Annotated in this window: 3 protein-coding genes and 1 pseudogene; all 4 read right to left on the minus strand. The window is 60.8% G+C overall.

From position 1 onward, the window contains the following. A pseudogene (locus AOA61_RS05895) lies at positions 1-620 on the minus strand (hypothetical protein); the annotation flags it as partial. A gap of 27 nt (positions 621-647) precedes the next feature. Beyond that, the gene (locus tag AOA61_RS05900; protein ID WP_012724063.1) at positions 648-950 is read right to left on the minus strand and encodes a DUF1799 domain-containing protein; all 303 of its coding nucleotides are present in this window, start codon (positions 948-950) and stop codon (positions 648-650) included. Positions 951-967: 17 nt separating this feature from the next. Then, positions 968-1348, minus strand: a complete 381-nt coding sequence (locus AOA61_RS05905; RefSeq protein ID WP_099601326.1) for a phage tail assembly chaperone — start codon at positions 1346-1348, stop codon at positions 968-970. Positions 1349-1351: 3 nt separating this feature from the next. After that, positions 1352-1644, minus strand: a 293-nt coding sequence (locus AOA61_RS05910) for a phage tail protein (RefSeq protein ID WP_218197346.1), incomplete at its 5' end; no start/stop codon positions are given.

Raw genomic sequence — 1644 nt, forward strand, 5'->3', positions numbered from 1 at the left:
CGGCGTAGGATTCGGTGGCCAGCTTCACGGCGCCAGCATGGTCGCCCTGCTCTTCCAGCGCGGCAATCTGCGAGTAACTGCACCACGTTCTCCTGCGCCTGACGGGTGCCAAGACGCAGTTTGTCGAAACCGGTGGTGGTCTTTTCGAGCTTGGTGTAGTCCTTGTCGATCTTACCCAGGGCGCTGTTGTACTGGTCCTGGCTGATTCGCCCGGCATCTAGGTGTTTGCCCAGTTGCTCGACCTGCGCGTCCAGCTTGGACAGTGCAGCCCGAGCCGGGTCAATGGCACCCAGCAGGCTGTTCAGGGCCTTCTGTTCATCCAGGGCGGACTTGGCCAGGGCGATCTGCTGCTTGTCCAACTGAGCGGAGATCTTCGCCGCCTCAGCCTCGCCATAGGCGCCGGTCTTGGTCAGCTTGGCGAGAGCATCACGCTGCTTTGCCAGGTCCTGGGTGGTTTTGGCACTGGTGGAAAGCGATTTCTCCAGCGCCTGCATTTCGTTCATCAGCGAAACAGCGGACTGCTCGGCACGGCCGCCGGCCTTCGCCATTTCGTCCAGGCTCGTCTTAGCCTGGATTGCATCGGCCGAGTCGATTTTGACGCCGAGCTCTGCAATATTCATCGACTCACCTTGAATAAGTGCCCGTGGTTACGGGCTGTTTTCCCTTTCCTCCGCCATGACGCGCAGGGCTTCGCCTTCCAGCACCTGAAGGTCAGGGAAGATTTCAGCGAGTTTCTTTTTCTTGATGCCGAGGAACCCGGCTACATCGCGGATGCAGCTGTAGTCGAGACCGATCGCGCCGCCGGCGCCTGCTCGCCACTGGGTGGACATGCGGTTGAAAAGAAGGAATGCCGGCCAGTTGCATGGCCAGACCTCCACTTCTTCAACCAAGTCACCAGGGGCAAGGCCGAACATCCCGATAATCGCGTCGGGCACGCTCGGCGAGTACATGGCGCGGGCGGCGTCGGTCAGTTTCCCAGGCGGGCCTGGCTATACGCGCCTTCATAGGCCTTGACGACGGCCTCTGCAGCGCCCTGGCATGACTTCACGAATGCGACGATGTTGTCGTCGTTGTATTCGTCATCGAAGCCCCAGCCGACTACCAGGTCTTTGATTTGCTGTGTTTGCTGCTCGGTGTCCACGGCGACCACTTCCGACCAAGAAGGCTTCTCGCCCAGCGCGGCCCGCGCCTTGTTCCGCGCCTCGTTCCACTCATCGAACAGAGCGGCAAGCTCGGTACGATCCCGGTACTTGAAAGTGAACTCGACCTTCTCGGGTTCGCTGCCGACGATCGGGATCAGCACCGGCGCATTGAACGTAGCGCTTTGCGCAATACGAATTTTGGCCATGGGTTACACCGCCGCAGTCAGGTAGCGGGTCGGCTCGGCCTGCAACGCCAAGCTGACGGTACGGGTCAGCAGGTTGTTGCGGGATACCGCTGGCTGCTTGGAGAACGACGTGTAGGTGCCGTACAGCAGGGTGTCGTTACCGGGCAGGTTCAGCCGCGCTGCTTCGATCTGCTTGCCGGCGTCCGCCTTCAACAGCACCCCGTTGAAAGCCTGGGCCGAGTCATCGGCGATGGTGAGCACCATACTTGCCGCTGATTTGTCGGTGGGGATCTGCTTGCCCTGGTCATCTTCGAGGA

The sequence above is a fragment of the Pseudomonas sp. 2995-1 genome (genome assembly GCF_002742505.1).
Classification (GTDB): domain Bacteria; phylum Pseudomonadota; class Gammaproteobacteria; order Pseudomonadales; family Pseudomonadaceae; genus Aquipseudomonas; species Aquipseudomonas sivasensis.

Coding starts and splice junctions, on each gene's coding strand:
- AOA61_RS05900 (WP_012724063.1), bottom strand. CDS start 950: ATGTACTCGCCGAGCGTGCCCGACGCGATTATCGGGATGTTCGGCCTT.
- AOA61_RS05905 (WP_099601326.1), bottom strand. CDS start 1,348: ATGGCCAAAATTCGTATTGCGCAAAGCGCTACGTTCAATGCGCCGGTG.